The organism is Streptomyces canus (assembly GCF_030816965.1).
GTDB classification, from domain to species: Bacteria; Actinomycetota; Actinomycetes; order Streptomycetales; family Streptomycetaceae; genus Streptomyces; species Streptomyces canus_E.
Genome location: NZ_JAUSYQ010000002.1, coordinates 26,933 through 45,315 on the forward strand (window position 1 = coordinate 26,933; position 18,383 = coordinate 45,315).

The window sequence follows — 18,383 nt, forward strand, 5'->3', positions numbered from 1 at the left end:
GTTTGTCGATGAGTTCGGATGTCATTCAAGGGTCGGTGGGCCTGTGAATGTCGGCGAGTTTCGATGTCACCTGGGCGCATGGACAGCTCATCGGCTGGTCACTGGAGAGCACTTCCCGGCGTGGAGCACCGGGGTGGGGTTGGTCCTCAGGGATCTTGCTCATCAATCGGTTGACAATTGAGCGGCGAAAGTTGACGGGGGCTCACGCGCTGCGGGCGCGGGCGGCCAGCAGTGAGGCCAGGAGGCACGGCGCGAGCAGCAGTCCGAAGGCGACACCGTAGCTGGCGGCGTCGGTTGAGCCGGCGCCCAGGCAGGCGTTGAACAGGGCCGAGGAGACGCCCAACACTGTTGTCTGGCCCAGGTTCTGGGTGGTCTGCATCGCGCTGCTGGCATAGCCCTGCCGCCCGGGCGGACTGTGGGTGAGTGACAGCATGGTAAGGGAAGGGGCATATATGCCCATGCCGATGGCCGCGATGACCATGGCCGATGCGGCGGTGTACGTGGGCGTCGCGGGAATCGTTCCGGTGATCGCGACCACGACCGCAGCTGCCTGCACGAGTGCACCGGCCGCGACCAGGCGGTGGCGAGGGCAATGCTCCAGCAGACGGCCTTGCACCCAGGAGGAGCCAGCCCAGGCCACGGCAGCACCGGTGAAGGCCAGGCCGATCGCCAAGAGAGGCGCGCCCCGATCAGTGACCAGCAGCAGGGGCACGTAAGCCTCCAGCGTGAAGAACACCCCTGAACCCAGGCCACACAGCAGCACCGTGGCAGGCAGGCCCCGCGCGGCACACCAAGTGCCCGCAGGCAGCAGTCGTGACGCGAACGCCACCAACAGGGCGAAGCCGCCCGCTGCGAACAGCAGATGGCGTATGTCCCAGCCCGAGACGCCGTACTGCCCCAACGCCGCACCCAGGCTTACCGCTGTCGCGACCATCAGCGCAGGGCGCGGCGGCCGGTGGTCCGACAGGGCGGGCGTGGCCGCCCAGGAAGGGCCACGCAGCACAGCCACCACCACCAACGCGGGCAGCACGGTGAGCGCGGCCAGGCCGAAGAACACCGCGCGCCAGGACCACCACTCGGCCACAAGTCCCGCCAGCGGGGGACCAATGAGCGACGGGACGATCCAGCAGGCACTCATCAAGGCCAGCGCGCGCGGCCGCAGGCGGTCCGGATATGCCTGGCCAATGGCGGTGTTGATCGACACCGCGACCATCCCGCCCGCCAGCCCGTCCAGGAAGCGTCCAGCCGCCAGCTGCCAGATCGACGTGCTGGCGCCCGAGACCAGCAGGGTGGCCACGGCCAGCGCCATGCCCGCCGCCAGCGGACGCTGCGGCCCGACACGGTCTGCCCAATGGCCTCCCAGGACCCCGCCGAGCAGACTCGCGGCCACGAAGCATCCCGCCACCAGCGGGTAGAGCGACACCCCGTCCAAGTCTCGTGCGGCCGTCGGCAGTGTGGGTACCACTGCCAGCGCGGCGAGCCCGGTCAGGAACATCACCGCGGCGAAACACGACGTGGCGGCAAGGTACGTCCCGGAGAACAATCCCTCGGCTGTTTCGGATTGCGCCAGCGGACGCTCAGCCGCCGTTGTCGTGTCGGAGACCTCCACGTTCGGTTCGGTGGATGCAGGCAGGCCACTGGACGAACGCACCGGATCATCAGTCACGAGCGCACAACCTATGCGGAGCACGCGACCGCGTGCCACGCCTTTTCGGGCTGCCCGCACCTCGGACGCAGACCGGTCCCTGCCATCTGACCAGCGCAAGAAGCCCAGGGCGTCGGAGTCATCCGAGTTGACTCCCAGGGCCCCGGTTGCCGGAAGGTCGGAGGGGAGCGGTCGGCGGTCGGACGCGGCCGGGACGGTGAGGACCATGGTGAGGCCGCCGCCCGGGGGTGTCCTCGGCGTTGAGGGTGCCGCCCATGGCTTCGGCGAAGCCGCGGGCGACCGCGAGGCCGAGTCCGACGCCGGCGCCGCGTGGGGCGTCGCCGTAGCGCTGGAACGGCTCGAAGATGCGGTCCTTGGCCTCGTCTGGGATGCCCGGGCCGCGGTCCACCACCCGCACCTCCACCCGGTCGGCCATGGCGCTGGCAGCTACCAGGACGCGCTCGTCGGCGGGGCTGTACTTGACCGCGTTCTCGACCAGGTTGGCCACCGACCGCTCCAGCAGGCCCGGGTCGACGGCGACCATCGGCAAAGTTTCCGGGATGTCCCGCTCCACACTGTCCTCGGGTACGCCGCCCAGGGCCATGGGCACCACCTCGTCGAGGTCGATCTCCCGGATCAGCGGGGCCACGGTGCCGGTCTGGAGCCGGGACATGTCGAGCAGATTGCCCACCAGGTGGTCGAGGCGGTCGGCGCCCTCCTCGATGGCCTTGAGGAGTTCGGCCTGGTCCTCCTCGGACCAGGCCACGTCGTCCGATCGCAGGGAGGAGACGGCAGCTTTGATCCCGGCGAGCGGGGTGCGCAGGTCGTGGCTGACGGCGGCGAGCAGGGCGGTGCGGATGCGGTTGCCCTCGGCGAGTTCCTTGGCCTGGTCGGCCTTGGACTGCAGGCGCTGGCGGTCCAGGACCACGGCGGCCTGGGCGGCGAACGCGGCGAGGATCCGGCGGTCGGAGGCGGGCAGCACTCTGCCGGACAGCGCGAGGGCCATGTGGTCGCCGACCGGCATGTCCACGTCCGCGTCCTCGGGGTACTGGCAGGGCTGTGGGCCCACGCTGCCCGCGCAGATCCACGGGGTCACATCGCTTTGCCGCTCCAGCAGGGCGACCGACTCCATGCCGAAGGTCTCCCGCATTCGCTCCAGCAGGGCCTCCAGGTTGGTCTCGCCGCGCAGCACGCTGCCCGCCAGGAAGGAGAGGATCTCGGACTCGGCGCGCAGCCGGGCCGCCTGATGCGTACGACGGGCGGCCAGGTCCACCACGGAGGCCACCGATACCGCCACGGCGAAGAAGACCACGAGGGCGACGATGTTCTTGGGGTCGGCGATGGTGAGGCGGTGCAGGGGCAGGGTGAAGTAGTAGTTCAGCAGAAACGACCCGAAGGCCGCCGAGGCCAGCGCCGGGAGCAGGCCGCCGAGCAGGGCCGCCGCCACGGTCAGCGTCAGGAACAGCAGCATGTCGTTGGCGAGACCGAGGTCGGCGTCGACGTTGGTCAGCAGCAGCGTGAGCAGCGCCGGGCCGGCCATCCCGGCCAGCCAGCCCCAGATGATCCGCACACGGCCGAGCCGCGCACCTCGCGCAACCGGCAACCCGCGGCCCTTGCCGGCCTCGTCGTGGGTGATCAGGTGGACGTCGAGGTCGGGGCCCGACTCCCGGGCGACCGTGGCACCGACACCTGGCCCGAAGACGTACTGCCACCCCCTGCGCCGCGAGACGCCGAGGACTATCTGGGTGGCGTTGACCCCCCGCGCGAAGTCCAGCAGAGCCGACGAGACGTCGTCGCCGATGACGTGGTGGAAGGTGCCGCCCAGGTCCTCCACCAGGGTGCGCTGGACGGCCAGCTCCTTGGGCGAGGCGTTGGTCAGTCCGTTGCTGCGGGCGATGTAGACGGCCAGCACCTCGCCGCCCGCGCCCTTCTCGGCGAGCCGGGCGGCCCGGCGGATCAGCGTGCGGCCCTCGGGACCGCCGGTCAGACCGACCACGATCCGCTCACGCGAGCCCCAGATCTTCGACACCCGATGTTCGCTGCCGTACTCGGTCAGATACGCGTCGACCCGGTCGGCCACCCAGAGCAGCGCCAGCTCCCGCAGCGCGGTCAGATTGCCCGGGCGGAAGTAGTTGGACAGGGCCGCGTCGACCTTGTCGGCCTTGTAGATGTTGCCGTGCGCCATCCGCCGGCGCAGGGCCTGCGGCGACATGTCGACCAGCTCGATCTGGTCCGCCCGCCGGACGACCTCGTCTGGGACGGTCTCCTGCTGCCGCACCCCGGTAATCGACTCGACGGTATCCCCCAGCGATTCCAGATGCTGGATGTTGACCGTCGAGACGACGTCGATCCCGGCCGCGAGCGGTTCCTCGACGTCCTGCCAGCGCTTGGCGTTGCGGGAGCCGGGAATGTTGGTGTGGGCGAGTTCGTCGACGAGAGCCAACTGGGGGTGCCGGGCCAGGACCGCGTCGACATCCATCTCGGTGAACACGCTCCCCCGGTATTCCAGCTCCTTGCGTGGGATCTGCTCCAGGCCATGGAGCATGACCTCGGTGCGGGGCCGGTTGTGGTGTTCCAGGAAAGCGACCACACAGTCGGTGCCCCGCTCGACACGGCGGTGCGCCTCGGACAGCATCGCGTACGTCTTGCCGACGCCCGGCGCCGCGCCGAGGTATATCCGAAACTTGCCGCGTGCCATGGTCTCGTCTCTACGTCGTATGCGGGTGGGAGCGGGTCAGCTCTCGAAGCGGTAGCCCATGCCCGGTTCGGTGATCAGGTAGCGGGGGTGGGCCGGGTCCGCCTCCAGCTTGCGCCGCAGCTGGGCCATGTACACACGCAGATAGTTGGTTTTGTTGCTCTGGGAAGCACCCCACACCTCCTGCAGCAGGTGCTTCTGCGTGATGAGCCGGCCCGGGTTGCAGACCAGGATTTCCAGCAGATGCCACTCAGTGGGGGTGAGGCGCACATCGCGGCCGGCACGGATGGCCTTCTTGGCCAGCAGATCGATGGTGAAGTCCTCCGTGGTGACCAGCGTCCTCTCGGAAGTGAGCGGCACGGTCTCCGTGCGGCGGACCGCGGCCCGCAGCCGTGCCAGGAGCTCGTCCATGCTGAACGGCTTGGTGATGTAGTCGTCGGCGCCCGCGTCGAGCGCGGCGATCTTCTCGTCGGAGGCCTGGCGGGCGGACAGCACCAGGATCGGGACCTTGGTCCAGCCGCGCAGGGCCTTGATGACGTCCGTGCCGTCCATGTCCGGCAGTCCCAGATCGAGGAGGACCACGTCGGGCTGGCGGGCGGCGGCGAGCCGGAGCGCGGTGGCGCCGTCGGGGGCCGCGTCGACGCCGTACTGCCGTGCCTGCATGTTGATCACGAGCGCCCGTACGAGCTGGGGGTCGTCCTCTACGACCAGTACCCGGATCATCGGTGTGCGCCTTTCCTGTTGCACGGAGAACCAGAGGATGCCGAACCCATGTCAGGCCCGCGGGAGTTGACGGATCGAGAATGCCTCCTGGCCCGCCAACTCCCGCCCGGGTCGCGTAAGGCCATCAGCTCCTGGCCACGAGTTCCTTGAGCGCGATGTTGAGTTCGAGGACGTTGACGGTGGGCTCGCCCATGAAGTCCAGGATCCGGCCGTCCGTGTGCTCATCCACGAGCTTGTGGACCTGGGCGACGGACAGACCGTTCTTCTCGGCGATCCGGTGGACCTGGAGGTCGGCGTACGCCGGGGAGATGTCCGGGTCCAGGCCGGAGCCCGAGGAGGTGACGGCGTCGGCGGGCACGTCGGACGGCTTGACCTTGTAGTCCGAGGTCGAGTTGTCCTTGATGACCGCTGCCTTGGCGTCCTTGACCCACTTGATCAGGTCGGCGTTGTCACCGGAACGGTTGGTGGCGCCGGACAGGATCAGCTTGTACTGGGTGTTGACGCTGTTGGTGCCCAGGCCGTTCTGCGGGCGCCCCTGGAACCACTTCAGGTCGGGCTCGGGAGTCTCCTGGCCCTTCTTGAGCGGCAGGTTGTACGCCTGGCCGATGAGCGAGGAGCCGACGACCTTGCCGTCCGCCTTGATCTCGGAGCCGTTCGCCTTGCCGGGGAAAAGCCCCTCGGCGACGCCGGTGATGGCGAGCGGGTAGAGGATGCCCGTCACCACGGTCAGCACGAGGAGGGCCCGCAGGCCGGCCCAAAGCAACCGGGCAGTGTTCATAACCGAGTTGTTCATGGCGGTCAGCCGATCCCGGGGATGAGTGAGATGAGCAGGTCGATGATCTTGATGCCGATGAAGGGTGCGATCAGCCCGCCCAGGCCGTAGATCCCGAGGTTGCGGCGGAGCATCTTGTCCGCGCTGACCGGCCGGTACTGCACGCCGCGCAGGGCGAGCGGGACCAGCGCGATGATGATCAGCGCGTTGAAGATGACCGCGGACAGGATCGCGGAGTCGGGCGAGGACAGGCTCATGATGTTGAGCTTGTCCAGGCCCGGGTAGACCGCCGCGAACAGCGCCGGGATGATCGCGAAGTACTTCGCGACGTCGTTGGCGATCGAGAAGGTGGTGAGCGCGCCCCGGGTGATGAGGAGTTGCTTGCCGATCTCGACGATCTCGATGAGCTTGGTGGGGTTGGAGTCGAGGTCGACCATGTTGCCGGCCTCCTTGGCGGCCGACGTACCCGTGTTCATCGCCACGCCGACGTCGGCCTGCGCGAGCGCGGGCGCGTCGTTCGTGCCGTCGCCGGTCATCGCGACGAGCTTGCCGCCCGTCTGCTCACGCTTGATGAGGCCCATCTTGTCCTCGGGGGTGGCCTCCGCGAGGAAGTCGTCGACGCCGGCCTCCTCGGCGATCGCCTTGGCGGTCAGCGGGTTGTCGCCCGTGATCATGACGGTCTTGATGCCCATGCGGCGCAGTTCGTCGAACCGCTCGCGCATGCCCTCCTTGACGACGTCCTTGAGGTGGATCACGCCCAGCACCCGGGCCCCGTCGGCGTCCTCGACCGCCACCAGCAGCGGTGTGCCGCCCGCCTCGGAGATGGAGTTGGAGATGGTGTCGGCGTCGTCGGCGACGGTGCCGCCCAGGTCCTGGACCCAGGCGAGCACCGAACCGGTGGCCCCCTTACGGACCTTGCGGGCGGTGCCGTTCTCTGTGAGATCGACACCGGACATGCGGGTCTGCGCAGTAAAGGCGATCCACTCTGCCTGCGCCAGCTCGCCCTGGTGACGCTCGCGCAGCCCGTACTTCTCCTTCGCCAGGACGACGATGGAGCGGCCCTCGGGCGTCTCGTCGGCCAGCGACGACAACTGGGCGGCATCGGCCAGCTCGGCCTCGGCCGTGCCGGCTACCGGTACGAACTCGGCGGCCTGCCGGTTACCGAGCGTGATAGTGCCGGTCTTGTCCAGCAGCAGGGTCGACACATCGCCGGCAGCCTCGACCGCCCTGCCCGACATGGCCAGTACGTTGCGCTGCACCAGCCGGTCCATACCCGCGATGCCGATCGCGGAGAGCAGGGCGCCGATCGTGGTCGGTATCAGGCAGACCAGGAGGGCCACCAGCACGACCATGCTCAGATGCGTGCCCGCGTAGTCCGCGAACGGCGGCAGGGTGGCCACCGCGAGCAGGAAGACGATCGTCAGCGAGGCGAGCAGGATGTTCAGCGCGATCTCGTTGGGCGTCTTCTGACGTGCGGCGCCCTCGACCAGGTTGATCATCCGGTCGATGAAGGTCTCACCCGGCTTCGTCGTGATCTTGATGACGATGCGGTCGGACAGCACCTTCGTGCCGCCGGTGACCGCCGAGCGGTCGCCGCCGGACTCGCGGATGACCGGGGCCGACTCACCGGTGATCGCCGACTCGTCCACGGATGCCACGCCCTCGACGACGTCACCGTCGCCGGGGATGATGTCGCCCGCCTCGCAGACGACCAGGTCGCCGATGCGCAGCTCGGTGCCGGGCACCTGCTCCTCGGCCCTGCCGTCCTGGGACACCCGGCGCGCCACAGTGTCCGTCTTGGCCTTGCGCAGGGTGTCCGCCTGGGCCTTGCCGCGGCCCTCGGCGACCGCCTCCGCAAGGTTGGCGAAGATCACGGTGAGCCAGAGCCAGGCGCTGATCGCCCAGCCGAACCAATCGCCCGGGTCCATGAACGAGAACACCGTCGTCAGGACCGAGCCGATCAACACCACGAACATGACAGGTGACTTGACCATCACCCGCGGGTCGGTCTTGCGCAGAGCGTCCGGCAGCGACCTGACCAGCTGCTTGGGGTCGAAGAGGCCCGCGCCGACCCGGCCTTCGCCGCCCTTGTGGCCGGTCGGTGCATCCCGGTGGGGGGCTACCGTCGGAGTCGAGGTGGACATGGCGTCCTGCTTCTTTGCGTCGTCGTGCTTCTTGATGTCGCTGGTCATGACGCCAGCCCTTCAGCGAGCGGCCCCAGCGCCAGCGCCGGGAAGTAGGTCAGACCGGTGATGATCAGAATCGCGCCCACCAACAGCCCGGTGAACAGCGGCTTCTCGGTACGCAGCGTGCCCGCGGTGGCCGGCACCGGCTGCTGCTCGGCCAGCGAACCCGCCAGCGCCAGCACGAACACCATCGGCAGGAACCGCCCGAGCAGCATCACGATGCCGATCGTGGTGTTGAACCACTGCGTGTCCGCGTTCAGACCGGCGAAGGCCGAGCCGTTGTTGTTGGCGCCCGAGGTGTACGCGTACAGGATTTCGGAGAAACCGTGCGCGCCCGAGTTGGTCATCGAGTTGCCGGGCGTCGGGAGCGCCATCGCCGCCGCGGTGAAGATGAGCACCAGTGCCGGGGTGATGAGGATGTAGCAGGCCGCGAACTTGATCTCGCGGGTGCCGATCTTCTTGCCCAGGTACTCGGGCGTGCGGCCGACCATCAGACCCGCGATGAACACCGCGATGACCCCCATGATCAGCATGCCGTACAAGCCGGAGCCGGTACCGCCGGGCGCGATCTCACCGAGCTGCATGCCCAGCAGATTCAGCCCGCCGCCAAGACCTGTGTTGGACGAGTGGAAGGAGTCCACCGCACCGGTCGAGGTGAGCGTCGTGGAGATCGAGAAGATCGACGAGGCACCGATGCCGAAGCGGGCCTCCTTGCCCTCCATCGCCCCGCCCGCGATCTCGAACGCCGGGCCGTGGTGAGCGAACTCGGTCCACCACATCAGGCAGATGAAGCCGACCCAGATGGTCGCCATCGTCGCGAGGATCGCGTAACCCTGGCGCAGCGAGCCGACCATCCGGCCGAAGGTCCGCGTCAGCGCGAACGGGATCAGCAGGATCAGGAAGATCTCGAAGAGGTTGGCAAACGCGTTGGGGTTCTCGAAGGGGTGGGCGCTGTTGGCGTTGAAGTAACCGCCGCCGTTGGTGCCCACCTCCTTGATGGCCTCCTGCGAGGCAACCGCGCCGCCGTTCCACTCCTGCGAGCCGCCCATGAACTGGCCCACGGAATGAATCCCGGAGAAGTTCTGGATGGCACCGCAGGCCACGAGCACGATCGCAGCGATCACGGAGAGCGGCAGCAGGATGCGGACGACACCGCGCACCATGTCGGCCCAGAAGTTGCCCAGCTCACCGGTGCGGGAGCGGGCGAATCCTCGTACGAGTGCCACCGCGACGGCGATACCGACGGCGGCGGAGAGGAAGTTCTGCACCGCCAGGCCGCCGGTCTGCACGACGTGCCCCATGGCCTGCTCGCCGTAGTACGACTGCCAGTTGGTGTTCGACACGAAGGACGCGGCGGTGTTGAACGCCTGGTCCGGGTCGATCGAGGAGAAGCCCAGCGAGCCGGGCAGGCTGCCCTGCACCCGCTGCAACACATACAGGAAGAGAACACTCACCGCGGAGAAGGCGAGGACACCGCGCAGATAGGCGGGCCAGCGCATCTCGGCGTTCGGGTTGGCGCCGATGCCCTTGTAGATCCACTTCTCGACACGCAGGTGCTGGTCGGAGGAGTAGACCCGGGCCATGTAGTCGCCGAGCGGGCGGTATGCCAGGGCCAGCGCCGCGATCAGCGCGAGCAGCTGGAGCACACCGGCGAGGAAGGGGCTCATATCAGGACTCAGAACCTCTCCGGGAACACCAGGGCGAGGACGAGATAGCCCAGCAGGGTGACGGCCACGATCAGGCCGACGACATTTTCGGCGGTCACAGCTTCGTCACCCCCTTGGCGACGAGGGCCACCAGCGCAAAGACCGCGATCGTGGTGACGACGAAGGCCAGGTCGGCCATCGCGAGCTCCTAGATGAGGTTCGGATCGAACGGACGATTAGAGGAAAGCTCCTCGCTGGCCGAATTCGGCGGGCGTTGACGCCTTCCATACGGCGGCCCGTACGCTTTTGACGGAACCCATATGCCGGAGTCCCCCGGGGGTGCCGGACCAGCTCCTCCCGGGGAACGCCGACGGCCCACACCGGTGAGGTGCGGGCCGTTCGGGCGCAGAGGTCAGGAGATGTGGGACCGCAGTCGGCAGATCACCGCGTCCGTGTCCCGTCGTACGGCATACGCGACGAGCGCGCCCCACTGGTTGGCGCCCTGCTGTCGCTCCCCCTGATGGGGATGGAAGTGCCCAACCGGATCGGCCGCCAGCTGCGGGTGTCGCTGTATCTGGGGACCGGCCGCATCATCCGGGCCGACGTCCAGGGGGCCGATGCGCTGGAGCCGCTGCGGATCGACCTGGACGAATTCACTGGGCACTGGTCACTCCACGTAGGACCGCCCACGCAGGACTGAGACTGCCTCAGCTACACCGGGGCACCGACCGGGCCGCCGGGCCCGGCGGCGGCAGAGCGCGGCGGCCGCGCCGACGCGCGACACGACCGGCGCGCCCCGATCCCCGGGTGCGTCCGCGCCGCCCATCCCAGCCCTCCCTCTCCCTCAACTCAAGCCAGAGACATGGGCAAAGCAGGCCGCAACGGGGATGTCAGCAACGCGACCACGCCGTACACCCGTGGTGACCTGGGCGAACTCCAGGACGCTCTGAGGGGCTGCGCAACATCTACCGCAACACCCAGTGCAACACGGGTCCTACTGTAGAAAACAAAGTCACCGCACGTCAGCTTCATGTCAGCCGCCCCCGCTCTCCCGGCCGTTCGCGCTACTCAGCAGAAACTTTCACCCCGTCAGTTGCTTGACGGGGCCTCCAGTTTGAGCACACAGGGCACGCAAAGCCGGAGTGTTCAGCATAGAAACGATCATTCAGACACCTCGGGCAACCGCTCACACAGAGCACCCCTCGAACCCGCCCGGCGCACACCCCTGCCCACGCCAACGCCTCACGCGCCCCCCTGCCACCCGGCCCCTGGGACCCCGCTTCCAGGCCGCCTTTCAGGTCCAGGGTGTGCACCGCGCGAGATGCCGAGCGTTCGACGGCGCCCTGCGCACACCGGTCCGATCAGGAGGGAAGGGGCAGGCTCAGCGTCGCTCACGCTTCTGATCCCCATCCGGACGCGGCCTGCACCGCCGCGGCTCGCGAGGTGGCATCGGCCGCGATCTTTGAGGCGGTGCAAGACCAAGGACAATCCGGCCGACCTGATCAACGTGGCGCTGGAGAAACTGGTCACGGCACGGTTGGAGCTGCCCGGTTACAGCCCCCTGGACGAGATGGCCGCGGCGATCCGCACCGAGGTGAACGAGCGCCGCCGACGTGGAAGGCGACGCCGTCGGCGAACAGGTCCAGCAGGGCCGGCATGTCGCCTTCGCCGAAGCGGGCGAAGACGCGTCGACAACGTCACGGGGCTGGCCGGGGCGGCGATGGTGCTCATGGTGGTTCCGTTCTGTCTGGTGCGTGGTGCGGGTGGGATGGGGCCTGCGCAGGCCGCCAAGCCTGACGCAGGCCGGGGAGCCGGCGGCATGGCTGCCGCAGGGCAGAAGCAGCGGGGTGGGTCAGGGGGTGATGGAGAGGACGATCTTGCCGGTGGTGCGGCCGGTCTCACCCAGCGTGTGGGCCCGGCCGGCTTCTTCGAGGGGGAAGACCTCGTCGACAATCACGCGCAGGCGGCCGCCCTCGACCAGGGAAGTGATCTCGCGCAACCCCGCATGGTCGGGCTCGACGAGCATGAACACCGCCCGGATACCGGCCGCTTCGGCCTCCTTGGCGGGGAAGGTGTCGTCCAGCGGCAGGATCGAGATCAACGTGCCGCCCAGCCGCAGCGTTTGCAGGGACCGAGCCCAGTTGGGGCCGCCGAGGGCGTCCAGGACGACATCGACGTCGCGGAGGGTCTCGGTGAAGTCCTGGGTGCGGTAGTCGATCAGCTCGTCGGCGCCCAGCGAGCGCAGCAGCTCGTGCTTGGCAGCGCTGGCCGTGCCGATGACGTACGCGCCGCGGGCCTTGGCAATCTGCACGGCCAGGTGGCCGACGCCTCCGGCGGCGGCGTGGATCAGGACGCGCTGGCCGGACTGGACGCTCGCGGTGTCCACCAGGGCCTGCCAAGCGGTCAGCGAGGCCAGCGGCAGGGCACCGGCCTGGATGTGGTCCAGGCCCTTGGGGCGCGGGGCGAAGTGCCGGGCCGGGGCGGCCACGTACTCGGCGTAGGCGCCCGCCGGGTGAGGGAAGCGCGGCATCCCGAACACCTCGTCGCCGACCTGGAAGAGTGTCACCCCATCGCCGACCGCCTCGACCACCCCAGCGACGTCGAAGCCCAGGGTGAACGGCGGCCTGGCCCCGGTGGCGAACACGCCGCGCGCGCGGGTCTTCCAATCGGCTGGGTTCACGCCTGCCGCGTGCACCCGGACCAGGATCTCGCCCCGGCCCGGGACCGGACGCTGCGTCTCGACGACCTTGAGGACCTCCGGGGCTCCGGCGGCGTCCTGGGAGACGGCGCGCATGGTCGAGGGGCTGGTGGCGTGGTCCATGATGACGTGCTCTTTTCAGCAGTGCGTTTCTTGTCGTTGGTGCCTTTTCTCCTGGGCACGTCCTCAGACTGCCTGGGCGGACAGCCCCGCAGCAGTGGCCCGATGGTCATGGAATGAAAGGATCGGGTCATGCACCACGTTGGCGTTCTGGCCCTGGACGGCGTCGTCCCCTTCGAGCTCGGCATCCCCGCGCGGATCTTCGGCGCCGCCCGCGACGGCACGGGCAACCGGCTCTACTCCGTGACCACGTGCAGCCTGGACGGCCGCCCCGTCCGCACCGAAGCCGACTACCAGCTCACCGTCTCCCATGACGCCTCCCTGCTGGCCACCGTCGACACCGTCGTCATTCCGCCCTCCCACGCGCTGGGCCCCATCCGGGAGGAGGGCCGCCTGCCCGACACCCTGCGCGAGGCCCTGGCCGCCATCCGCCCCGGAACCCGGATCGTGGCGATCTGCACCGACACCTACGTGCTGGCCGCCGCGGGACTGCTCGACGGCCGCCCCGCCACCACCCACTGGCGCGAGGCCGACCGTCTGCAGCGCATGTTCACCACCGCGCGCATCAACCCCGACGTCCTCTTCATCGACGACGGCGAGATCCTCACCTCCGCGGGGGTCGCCGCCGGCATCGACCTGTGCCTGCACATCGTCCGCCGCGACCACGGCAGCGACATCGCCAACGAGGTCGCCCGCTCCTGCGTCGTACCGCCCTGGCGCGACGGCGGCCAGGCCCAGTACATCCAGCGCCCCGTCCCCGACCCCACTGCCTCCGGCACCGCCCCCACACAGGCGTGGGTCATGGAACGCCTCTCTGAACCCGTCACCCTGGCTGACATGGCCGCCCACGCCAACGTCAGCCTGCGTACCTTCACCCGCCGCTTCCGCAACGAGGTCGGCACCAGCCCCGGCCAGTGGCTCATCCGCCAGCGCGTCGACCTGGCCCGGCACCTGCTGGAGACCACTGACTGGCCCGTCGACCTGGTCGCCGACCGCGCCGGATTCGGCACCGGTGTCTCCCTGCGCCAGCACCTTCATGCCGCCATCGGGGTCACACCCCAGGCATACCGCCGCACCTTCCGCCCCACACCCGCAACTGCCCGACAAGCCGCAGTTGGATCAGCTCTTGGCACCTTCGAGTTGGCGCAGAACGCGGATATTCCGGTCGGTACCGCCCCCGACCTCGCGCCTCCCACGGCCGGGGCGGGCGAGCCCCCGCCCAGCGACGGTTCAGGTCAGTAGCGGCGAGCAACTCACCGTTCCGCCCGGCCTACGGCACGTTTCCGGCGTATTCCGGCTGCCCTCCCTACAGGCCCAGGTCCCGCCGCGCTTCCAGGCTGTACCCGGGGGATCCAGTCACGGCCCTCCCGCACAAAGCCGTGCTCTCCGTACCGCAGACGTCGGCGGCCTGCCGGCCCGTCAGCCCTGGTCCGTTGGATCCGCGGCCCCGGGGCAGAGGACTGGCGAGGTGCTCGGCAAGCCCTTCGCCCGCGACCACATCAACCCAACTCCCCAGCGAAACCGGGTATTTGGGCAAGGCTTGTTCATGCGCCGGTAAGGGATGGTGCCGGTAACCGGAAGTTCACCGTTCATGTCTACCCGCATAGACCTGGGTGGCGGTGTCATTCCGTCAGACGCCCGGCACTTCGCCTCCGGGCCCGAAGCGGGAAACCCCCACATGCGACCTCTGCGCCGCCTCACCGCCACCACCACCGCTCTCGGCATGGCCGCCGCGGGCCTCATCATCGCTGCCACCGGTACCGCCCACGCCCTCCGCCTGTTCCCAGTCCTACCTGCCACTGCCCGACGCATCCTGCACACCCGGCTCATACAACCCCGACGTCACCCAGTCGACCTCGACAGCACCATCTGCGTGTCCGGCTGGACCGGCACCATCCGGCCCCCCCCACCTCCTGCACCAACCCCCTCAAGGCACAGGGCATCATCGACTACGGGTACACCGGCACCACCATGTCGGACTACGAGGGGACCACCTCGTGCCGCTGGAACTCGGCGGTGCACCCCGCGACCCCGGCAACCTGTGGCCCGAACCGCACTACGGCACCAAGACCGCCTCTACCAAGGACGGCACCGAGACCAAACTGAAGAACGCCGTCTGCAACGGCACCATCACGCTCTCCGCCGCCCGCAGCGCCATCAAATACAACTGGACCACCGCACTCCAGGTCACCGGAATCGGCTGACCCCCAGCGAAGTCGTAGACCCGACCGGTGACCGATCCCAAGAGATCGGCTGCCCGCATGCGACGAGAGAGCCCAACCTCACTGCCTAAAGACCGAGTTGGGCTCCCTCGCCATCCACCGGAACCCGGGGTTCGACATGCGTCACACCGCAGGGCCGACCATGGCAGTGACGGCGACCGCTACCCGCTCCATGCAGTTGACCAGCAAAAACACCAAGGTCAAGAAGGCCGCCGTCGCGACGTCGGGCGGTGTGCGTCGCGGCAGCACCCGGGCAGGAACGGTCACCTGACGGTGCCGTGGAGTTGCCGGTCCGGTCGGTGCGGAGGACGGGGCGTCATGCGGGCCGTACCTGCGCTCCTCGTAGATCTCCCGGTCGTCACCGAGAAGCTGGAGCGGTCGCCGCAGGCTGTGGGGAGGTCCTCGGGGAGCGCCGGCCTTCGGACTGGGTGCTGCAGAAGGTGCGCGACGGCCGCGGCCCGGCCCGCTCCGTCCTGCACGCACCGGACTGCGAGGAAGCACCGGCGGATGTCCCGCTGCTCGATGTGGACCGCGCCCCCGACGACTCCTGACCCCGGCCGCCGCACCGCCGTCCCGCGGACCGGCTCCGCAACCGTCGGAAGCTCGGCTCCCGGGGTGGTCGGCCGCCGAAGTTCGACAAGACCGACTACCGCGAGCGGCATGCCGTCGAGTGCGGGATCAATCGCCTCAAACGCCACCGGGCCGTGGCCACGAGATACGACAAGCTTGCCGTCCGCTACGAGGCGACCGTGCTGGTCGCAGTCCTCAACGAGTGGTTGTGACCAGCACGGTCCCAGCAGCACCTACACGGTTTGCCAGGGATTGGTCTCGTAGCAGTTCACGAGCAGGTCCCTCACGTCGGGATCGACGGTCAACGCCGCCTCGTCGATACCCGCGACCGGGACGGCCGGCGAGATGGAGTTCGAGAGGAACGCTGCGAGGGCGAGGGCGTCGGACGCCCAGACTCCGAGGTCGCGAAGGTGGATCTCACGCCGGTCGGACGGGATGCCCTTGGCCGCCAGTCCTCGCTGCAGCAGTTGCATCGTGATTCCCGGCAGTACGGCGGCCTCGGGCCAGATGACACGCTCGCCGTCGAAGAAGCCGATGTTCGAGATCGAGGCCTCGCTGATGCGGCCGTTGCGATCGGTGAACAGCATGTCGTCGTATCCGGCGAGCACCGCCCGGCGTCGGCGAAGGCTGAGTCCGAACGTCCCGGCGTGCTTGACGTGGGGAAGGTCCCGCTCGTACTCCACTGTCCGCAGCCGCACCGGTGAGGTCCGCGCCGTGATGGGAGCGCTCGTCGTCACGGCCAAGTCCGGATTCACGTCCTCGCCGCGCAGCACGGCATCCTGGTGGCGGCTGAAGACGGTCACCCGAAGCGTCACCGCGTCCGGGGAAGCATGGAGCGCGTGCCGCACAACGGAGCACACCCGATCGGCGTCCAGGCCCGTTCCGAACAGCTCCCGCGTACTGTCGTCCAGCCGCTTCAGGTGCAGATCCAGTCCTCGGACTGCTCTGTCCCGCACCTGCATCGAGGAGAAATGCGAGTAGTTGGCCCGCGCGAGCACCTTCAGGTCCTCGTTGTCCGCTTCGGCACCGTTGACTTCCACCCGGTCGATGACGCCCCCTCCCTCGCGCGTACCCAGCCCCGCGGCCACCACCTTAGGCACCTCTAAGACGTCAGGCGACCTTGATCGACTTTCGCAACAGGCCCTAGCTTGATCTTTAACGTCTGGGCCGTTGGCCAGCCGCTGAATAGGGTCAAGGTGATCTCAGGCCGCGTGGGACCATCTCGGCATGCGCCTGGTAGCTGACGGAGCCACGCCAACCTCGCGGTTGGTACTGATCAAGGACCTCGAAACCGACGATGGGTATGCCTTCGAGCTGGCGAGCCCGCTCTTCCTGGCTGCTGGTGATCGAATCGCCTTCGAAGGCGGCAGGCTTGTCGTCGTGCGGGCCGGTGGAGTGCGGCTGTCGCCGGCCGGTGACTGGTCCACTCAATGCGGGCCCGGATCTCTGCGCCGCCGGTAGAAGCCGCTCTTCGAACGGTGCGTCGTACTTGATCACTCGGCTCGGTAACCGCCGTACACGGAAGCGGCCTTCGTCTGAACATGTGTTCCGACCAAGGAACACACACGTCCAGCATGAAGGCCGTGAGGATGAGTCTGCTGCATCACGGTGCCCGGCGAGAGCCGTTGGCCGAACTGTCACGCTTCCGGGGTGAGTTCTACGCCTGTCTCACCGCTCGTTCGGATGCCCTGTTCGAGCTGGCGGATGCGGTTCTGTGCGGTGACGGGCCGGTGAGGTCGCTGGCCGAGCTGTCGCTGGTGGGCGAACACCGCCGCGGTCACGGAGGGCTCTACGCCGCACTCGCCCAAGGCCGGGTCGACGCCGACCGGCTGCGACGCATCCTGGCCTCGGTGCCACTGCCGCGGGCGGCTGACGGCCGACTGGTCCTGGCCGTCGACATCACCTGCTGGCTGCGGCCGGACGCCCACACCTCACCGGAGCGGATCCTGTGTCATACCTACGGCCGTGGCAAGGACCAGCACATCCCCGTTCCCGGCTGGCCCTACTCGATCGTCTGCGCGTTGGAGCCCGGCCGGCAGCTCGTGGACCGCGCCGCTGGACGCATTGCGTCTGGTGCCCGGGGACGACGCCGCCACCGTCACCGCCCGGCAGCTGCGGGACCTGGTCGAGCGGTTGATCGCCGCAGGTCAGTGGCAGATGGGCGACCCGGACATCCTCATTGTCGCGGACGCCGGATACGACGCACCCCGCGTCGCCTTCCTTCTGAAGGATCTGCCGGTGCAGGTGCTGGCCCGGATGCGGTCGGACCGTGTCCTGCGTCGGCCGGCGCCGCCGCGGGAGCCTCACACCAGGGGCCGTCCGCCCCGGCACGGCGGCGAGTTCGTCTTCGGGCAACCCGATACCTGGGGCACCCCGGACACCGAAACCGTCACCGACACACGCCTCTACGGCACCGCCCTCGCCCGGTCCTGGGACCGTCTCCACCCCAAGCTGACCCACCGCTCGTCCTGGGCCGCGGCCGACGGCACTCTCCCGATCGTCGCGGGGACCGTGATCCGCCTGGACATCGAGCACCTGCCCAGCGGAGCCACCCCGAAGCCGGTCTGGCTGTGGTGGTCAGGCACCGACGCGGACGCAGCGGACACCGACCGGCTCTGGCAGGCATACCTGCGACGCTTCGACATCGAGCACACCTTCCGCCTGTTCAAGCAGACCCTCGGCTGGACCTGCCCGAAGATCCGCACACCTGAGGCGGCGGACCGCTGGACCTGGCTGATCCTCGCCGCCTACACCCAGCTCCGCCTCGCCCGGCCACTGGCAGCCGACCGACGCAGAAAGGCCCGCCTCGTCGGACAGGCTCACCCCGGCACGAGTCCGCCGTGACTTCCGGCACATCCGCCCGACAGCCGCCTGCCCGGCCCAAGCACCGAAATCCACCCGCCCCGGACCCGGACGACCATCGGGTCGGAAGAACACCCGACCCACCCCCCGCCACGACGTCCACACACCCCGCAAGACCGGCAGCGCCACGTTCCGGAACAAGAAGTCGACCACCCCACGACCACGCCGCACAGGTTAAAGATCAAGCTAGGTGTATTGACCCGCAGGGTTGTTCACGCGGCTGATGGGTGGCTGACCGCCGAGT

Annotated in this window: 14 protein-coding genes and 2 pseudogenes; 6 read left to right on the forward strand and 10 right to left on the reverse strand. The window is 68.8% G+C overall.

The window, feature by feature from the left end:
- Positions 1 to 202: 202 nt before the first annotated feature.
- From QF027_RS00830 to QF027_RS00870, 9 genes and pseudogenes are all read right to left on the reverse strand, one after another.
- On the reverse strand, positions 203 to 1,495 hold the full coding sequence (locus tag QF027_RS00830; protein ID WP_307082223.1) for an MFS transporter: 1,293 nt from the start codon (positions 1,493 to 1,495) through the stop codon (positions 203 to 205).
- Positions 1,496 to 1,831: 336 nt separating this feature from the next.
- Positions 1,832 to 4,343 (reverse strand): annotated as a pseudogene (locus QF027_RS00835) (ATP-binding protein); the annotation flags it as partial.
- 36 nt (positions 4,344 to 4,379) lie between these two features.
- On the reverse strand, positions 4,380 to 5,063 hold the full coding sequence (locus tag QF027_RS00840) for a response regulator (RefSeq protein ID WP_307072103.1): 684 nt from the start codon (positions 5,061 to 5,063) through the stop codon (positions 4,380 to 4,382).
- Between the two features lie 124 nt (positions 5,064 to 5,187).
- Positions 5,188 to 5,856, reverse strand: a complete 669-nt coding sequence (locus QF027_RS00845) for a potassium-transporting ATPase subunit C (RefSeq protein WP_307072104.1) — start codon at positions 5,854 to 5,856, stop codon at positions 5,188 to 5,190.
- 5 nt (positions 5,857 to 5,861) lie between these two features.
- Positions 5,862 to 8,027: a potassium-transporting ATPase subunit KdpB gene (kdpB, locus tag QF027_RS00850; protein ID WP_307072105.1), complete on the reverse strand. Its 2,166-nt coding sequence runs from the start codon at positions 8,025 to 8,027 to the stop codon at positions 5,862 to 5,864.
- Positions 8,024 to 9,688, reverse strand: coding sequence for a potassium-transporting ATPase subunit KdpA (gene kdpA / locus QF027_RS00855; protein WP_307072106.1), 1,665 nt, complete (start codon positions 9,686 to 9,688; stop codon positions 8,024 to 8,026). Before kdpA ends, kdpB begins: the two co-directional genes overlap by 4 nt.
- Positions 9,689 to 9,696: 8 nt before the next feature.
- Positions 9,697 to 9,786, reverse strand: coding sequence for a K(+)-transporting ATPase subunit F (gene kdpF / locus QF027_RS00860; RefSeq protein ID WP_306986896.1), 90 nt, complete (start codon positions 9,784 to 9,786; stop codon positions 9,697 to 9,699).
- Positions 9,787 to 10,079: 293 nt separating this feature from the next.
- Complete coding sequence (locus tag QF027_RS00865; protein ID WP_307072107.1) at positions 10,080 to 10,331, reverse strand: hypothetical protein; 252 nt, start codon at positions 10,329 to 10,331, stop codon at positions 10,080 to 10,082.
- 1,188 nt (positions 10,332 to 11,519) lie between these two features.
- Positions 11,520 to 12,488: an NADP-dependent oxidoreductase gene (locus QF027_RS00870; protein ID WP_306986898.1), complete on the reverse strand. Its 969-nt coding sequence runs from the start codon at positions 12,486 to 12,488 to the stop codon at positions 11,520 to 11,522.
- A 129-nt stretch (positions 12,489 to 12,617) separates the two neighbouring features.
- Between QF027_RS00870 and QF027_RS00875 the strand changes: the two genes are divergently transcribed.
- The 4 genes from QF027_RS00875 to QF027_RS00890 all read left to right on the forward strand — a co-directional run bounded on the left by QF027_RS00875 (position 12,618) and on the right by QF027_RS00890 (position 15,258).
- Positions 12,618 to 13,727, forward strand: a complete 1,110-nt coding sequence (locus QF027_RS00875; protein ID WP_307072108.1) for a GlxA family transcriptional regulator — start codon at positions 12,618 to 12,620, stop codon at positions 13,725 to 13,727.
- A gap of 755 nt (positions 13,728 to 14,482) precedes the next feature.
- Positions 14,483 to 14,689 carry a hypothetical protein gene (locus tag QF027_RS00880; protein WP_307072109.1) on the forward strand — a complete coding sequence of 69 codons (207 nt, stop codon included), beginning with the start codon at positions 14,483 to 14,485 and terminating at the stop codon, positions 14,687 to 14,689.
- Between the two features lie 136 nt (positions 14,690 to 14,825).
- Positions 14,826 to 14,978: a hypothetical protein gene (locus QF027_RS00885; protein WP_307072110.1), complete on the forward strand. Its 153-nt coding sequence runs from the start codon at positions 14,826 to 14,828 to the stop codon at positions 14,976 to 14,978.
- 157 nt (positions 14,979 to 15,135) lie between these two features.
- Positions 15,136 to 15,258, forward strand: a complete 123-nt coding sequence (locus QF027_RS00890; RefSeq protein WP_307082770.1) for a hypothetical protein — start codon at positions 15,136 to 15,138, stop codon at positions 15,256 to 15,258.
- A gap of 252 nt (positions 15,259 to 15,510) precedes the next feature.
- Here the strand turns inward: QF027_RS00890 and QF027_RS00900 are convergent, their stop codons facing one another.
- Positions 15,511 to 16,377: an aminotransferase class IV gene (locus QF027_RS00900; RefSeq protein ID WP_307072111.1), complete on the reverse strand. Its 867-nt coding sequence runs from the start codon at positions 16,375 to 16,377 to the stop codon at positions 15,511 to 15,513.
- A gap of 127 nt (positions 16,378 to 16,504) precedes the next feature.
- Between QF027_RS00900 and QF027_RS00905 the strand changes: the two genes are divergently transcribed.
- Together QF027_RS00905 and QF027_RS00910 are read left to right on the forward strand one after the other, a co-directional pair.
- The gene (locus tag QF027_RS00905; protein WP_306986904.1) at positions 16,505 to 16,738 is read left to right on the forward strand and encodes a hypothetical protein; all 234 of its coding nucleotides are present in this window, start codon (positions 16,505 to 16,507) and stop codon (positions 16,736 to 16,738) included.
- Between the two features lie 128 nt (positions 16,739 to 16,866).
- Positions 16,867 to 18,317, forward strand: a pseudogene (locus tag QF027_RS00910) (NF041680 family putative transposase).
- Positions 18,318 to 18,383 lie beyond the last annotated feature (66 nt).